This window comes from Pseudomonas sp. P5_A2_2 (assembly GCF_054177685.1).
Window position 1 is genome coordinate 1 of record NZ_JBGCUL010000341.1, and the last position, 4550, is coordinate 4550.

Sequence of the window (4550 nt, forward strand, 5' to 3'; positions counted from 1 at the left end):
GGCGTAGGCCAGCAGGCGCACGGTCATGCGCTCTTCGGTTTCCGAAGGGTGACGGGCGATGGTCTGCTTCACGCTCTCGTAGACGCTGCGGTCAAGGTCGGTGAGGTTCAGTTCAAACTTGTAGGTCGTGGACGGCTGGGCCATGAACGGGCTTCTTGATACGAGGAAAGGCGGCAAGTCTAACCGATGCGCAAGGCAATCCACGAATTGAAGGTGATCAACCTGAAGCGCCTGACCGTCGGCTATGTTAAAACGCTGTATTCGCTCATCCTTTGTCCTGCAGGATCCCGCATGCCGCTCACCGCCAAACCGCTTTCCGGTCTGAAAGTCATCGAATTGGGTACCTTGATTGCCGGCCCGTTTGCTTCGCGCATTTGCGCTGAATTCGGTGCCGATGTGATCAAGGTCGAGTCCCCGGACGGCGGTGATCCATTGCGCAAATGGCGCAAGTTGTATGAAGGCACTTCGTTGTGGTGGTTCGTCCAGGCCCGCAATAAAAAGTCCCTGACCCTCAATCTCAAGCACCCTGACGGTCAGGCGATCCTGAAACAGCTGCTGGGTGAAGCAGACATTCTGATCGAAAACTTTCGTCCCGGCGTCCTGGAGAAACTCGGCCTGGGCTGGGACGTCCTGCACACCTTGAACCCGAAACTGGTCATGGTGCGGCTGTCGGGTTTCGGCCAGACCGGCCCGATGAAAGATCAGCCCGGCTTTGGCGCAGTTGGTGAATCCATGGGGGGCCTGCGCTACATCACCGGCTTCGAAGACCGGCCACCGGTGCGCACCGGCATTTCCATCGGCGACTCGATTGCCGCGCTCTGGGGCGTGATCGGCGCACTGATGGCCCTGCGTCATCGCGAGGTCAACGGTGGCCAGGGGCAAGTGGTGGACGTGGCGCTGTACGAAGCCATCTTCGCGATGATGGAAAGCATGGTCCCGGAGTTCGATGTGTTCGGCTTCATTCGCGAACGCACGGGCAACATCATGCCGGGCATCACCCCGTCCTCGATCCACACCAGCGCCGATGGCAAGCACGTGCAGATCGGCGCCAATGGCGACGCGATTTTCAAACGTTTCATGCTGATCATTGACCGGGAAGACCTGGCCAACGATCCTCTGCTTGCCAGCAACGATGGCCGCGATGCCCGACGCGACGAGATTTATGGCGTCATCGATCGCTGGGTCAACTCGTTGCCGCTGGACACGGTGCTGGCGCGACTCAATCAGGCCGAGGTGCCGGTCAGTCGGATCTTCAGCGCCGAAGACATGTTCAATGATCCTCAATACCTGGCACGGGAAATGTTCCTGCAGGCCAAGCTGCCGGACGGCAAAGACTTCAAGATGCCGGGCATTGTGCCGAAACTTTCAGAGACACCCGGAGAATGTGAATGGGTCGGGCCACAACTGGGTGAGCACAACGCACAGGTACTCCAGGAACTTGGCTATGACGCGACGCAGATCGCAGAGTTGCGCAAAGACGGTGCCATCTGAACTGCAATACCTGTCCGGTTATATCGGCTGCACCGACACGCCAAAGGGCCGGCAGGCCATTGTCGAGATCAACCAGGTGCTGCGCACCCTTCCCCGCGAACGCCTTGATGAGGCCTACGCCGCCTGGCTGGATCCTGAGAGCCGCAGCGATTACCTGAAAGACACCAAGGCGTTTTTCGACAACCTGGTGCAACCCTGACAAATCCCGGGCAAAAGAAACCCCGGGAAGTGGGGAGACGACCCGGGGTTAAACGTGGTCTGCCTGGAGACCAGTAGCAGCAAGCTACAAGCACCGGAGCACAATGCTTGATCCTGCTGTTACAAAGTCTGACTGACCTGGGCGCGGGAAGGTTCCCACAAAAATCCCTTCAATTGCGGCTGGCCAGCAGCTTGTCCTGCGCCGCATTACGCAATGCCGCGATGACACAAGGCTCAAGGCGTCCTTCAGCGATCAGCACGTCGCGATGCAAACCGTCGACCACATCCGTCAGCAGGCGTTTGTCATTCAACTGGAGCTGATTGAACTCGCGCTCGACCACGGTCGCGCCGATAGCATTCTTCAGGGTTACCCGGCATTCGCCACGAATGCCTGACGAGGTCAATGTGACCTGATACGGGCTCATCGCCTCACCCAGCAACAGACTGATACTTTCCATCCCTATCACCCCTCAATAGTCCGAAACAACGTGCCTGGGGCATGCCTACAACAGATGACCGCTGGCCCGAGAAGAAAGTTCTGGATACTGACTGCAGGTGAACCTGCCGCTCAGTCAAGTGAGCATGCACGGCGAACATGACAGAGAAAAAACGCAACCATCACGTCTGTCGGGTACGCCGGGCGATATCGGCCCAGCCCCCCAACAATCCTCGTAGCTGGCCATCGGCCGTGTAAAACGGCACCGTCCACTGGTAGATATCCCTGACACCGTCCTTGAACATCAATTGACGCTCGAAGAAGCGCGTCCTGCGTGTACTCAACTGCGCCAGAAACTCGGCGTGCAGCAGTTCCGCGGTTTGTCTGGGCATGACATCGACCTCGATCAACTGTCGCCCCTGCATCCGGTCAAAACGCGTCGACAAGGCGTCCTCATAACTCTTGTTGCACATGATCAAACGCCCTTGAAGATCACGGACAAACATCGGGTCAGGCATGGCATCCATCAGGGCATGCTGGAAGGCGAGCTGATCGCGCAGGCTGCTTTGGGCCTCGACCCGTTGCCTGACCACCACCGCCAACCGCCGATTCCAGAGCAGGGACAACAGGYCGAACAGGCTGAGCACAAGCATGCCCCAGCAGACCCACTGGTCAATCCGCTGCCAGAGGCCAGGCGGCTGTGGCACGGTAGCGCCGCCGAACCACTTCAGGCGAAGGTCGCGCAGCTCCTGCGCAGGAAACGCCTCAAGCGCCTTGTTGAGGATACTCAGCAACTGCGGCTGACCTTTGCGCAACGTCAGATAATCCGCATCCCATTTGCCCGGCACCACAGCCCCGATCTGCAGCCGACCCGACGGAAAATGCTGGGCGCCGATTTCATTTTCGATGGTGACGTAGGCTTCGTCGCTTTCAACCCAGGCACGGGCTTCTGTGTAGGTTTTGACCGAACGCAATTCGATGGACGGATAATCACGACGGATCACCGTTTCCAGTGCATGCCGGGTCGGCAGCACCAGTACCCGCTTCGCCATATCCTCCAGCGACTGCACCGGCGGAGCCCCAGCCTGCCCGACAAAGACCCATCCGGCACCGCCGAACGCATGGCTGAAATCGAGAAATACCTTGCGTTCGTCATTCATCGCCAGGGTCGTACTCAAATTCGCCGCGCCGCTTTCCAGATGGGCCAGCATCTGATCGGTGGAAAAAGACTGTTCGTAAACGAACTGCAACCCCGTCATGTCACTGATGCGCTTGAGCAGGTCACTGTTCAAGCCCGTCCATTGGCCATGTTCATCCTTGAACAGGTATAACGGATATTCCAGTGCCGTGACCACGACCCGTGGATGGCTGGCCATCCACTGCAACTCCTGTTCATCCAGCACGACCATTGAGCGTGCGTCAGACTTCCCACGATCCTGAAGCGATGCAGAGCTCGCCCCTCCCCATTCGGCGATTCCCAGCATGCCGAATAAAAACAGCCAGCGCGCGACTGGCTTGAACACACTTGTAAACAGCATTCCCATGTCCTTGGTGATCCATTCGCCTGTCCTTTCACGGCGATGACACGACAAGTGTGCATGCAGAAATGAAAAAGCCCGTCAGGAGACGGGCTTCAAAATGTTACAGCGCTGACCGGTTACAGCGGCTTGCCGCGGTTGCCATGCTGACTGACAAAGGCCTGCACGGCCTTCAGGTCATTTGGCAATACGGTGCAACGTTCGTCTCGTTCAAACAAATCAGAAAGATGTGCAGGCAGTTCGAGTGCTTTTCCTACGCCGGCTTTTTCCACGGCGTCCGGGAATTTGACCGGGTGGGCAGTGCCCAGGATCACCATTGGAATGTCCAGGCTGCGACGGCATTCCCGCGCAGCTTTCACGCCGATGGCAGTGTGCGGATCCAGCACTTCACCGGTCTGCTCGTAGACTTCAGCAATGGTTTCGCAGGTTTGCGCGTCATCCACGGCCAGCGAGTCGAACAACTTGCGGGCTTCGGTCCAGCGCTCTTGCTCGACGCTGAAACCGCCGCCCTGCTTGAACGAATCCATCAGCCCGGCGATGGCCGCGCCGTTGCGACCGTGCAGGTCGAACAGCAGGCGTTCGAAGTTCGACGACACCATGATGTCCATGGACGGCGACAGCGTGGCGTGCAGGGTTTCCTTGACGTACTGGTTGCCGCTCATGAAGCGGTGCAGGATATCGTTGCGGTTGGTGGCGACGATCAACTGGTTGATCGGCAGCCCCATGTTGCGCGCCAGGTAACCGGCGAAGATGTCGCCGAAGTTGCCAGTCGGCACCGAGAACGCCACCGAACGCGCMGGGCCGCCCAGTTGCAGGGCCGCATGGAAGTAGTAAACGATCTGGGCCATGATCCGCGCCCAGTTGATCGAGTTCACGGCGACCAGGCG

General features: G+C 58.6%; 4 protein-coding genes and 2 pseudogenes. 2 read left to right on the forward strand and 4 right to left on the reverse strand.

What is annotated here, in order from left to right; genetic code table 11:
- A partial coding sequence (locus ACXRVY_RS17820; RefSeq protein WP_458237887.1) for a YaeQ family protein occupies nt 1-144 on the reverse strand: 144 nt, incomplete at its 3' end.
- A gap of 147 nt (nt 145-291) precedes the next feature.
- Between ACXRVY_RS17820 and ACXRVY_RS17825 the strand changes: the two genes are divergently transcribed.
- Nucleotides 292-1491 carry a CaiB/BaiF CoA transferase family protein gene (locus ACXRVY_RS17825; protein WP_223459914.1) on the forward strand — a complete coding sequence of 400 codons (1200 nt, stop codon included), beginning with the start codon at nt 292-294 and terminating at the stop codon, nt 1489-1491.
- Between the two features lie 4 nt (nt 1492-1495).
- Nucleotides 1496-1690: pseudogene (locus ACXRVY_RS17830) on the forward strand (TIGR02285 family protein); the annotation flags it as partial.
- Between the two features lie 169 nt (nt 1691-1859).
- Here ACXRVY_RS17830 and ACXRVY_RS17835 read toward each other — a convergent pair.
- From ACXRVY_RS17835 to ACXRVY_RS17845, 3 genes and pseudogenes are all read right to left on the reverse strand, one after another.
- Nucleotides 1860-2147, reverse strand: a complete 288-nt coding sequence (locus tag ACXRVY_RS17835) for a DUF3509 domain-containing protein (protein ID WP_223459912.1) — start codon at nt 2145-2147, stop codon at nt 1860-1862.
- Between the two features lie 160 nt (nt 2148-2307).
- A complete protein-coding gene (locus ACXRVY_RS17840; RefSeq protein ID WP_458237886.1) occupies nt 2308-3663 on the reverse strand; it encodes a transporter substrate-binding domain-containing protein in 1356 nt (451 codons plus the stop codon).
- Nucleotides 3664-3782: 119 nt separating this feature from the next.
- Nucleotides 3783-4550: pseudogene (locus ACXRVY_RS17845) on the reverse strand (threonine synthase); the annotation flags it as partial.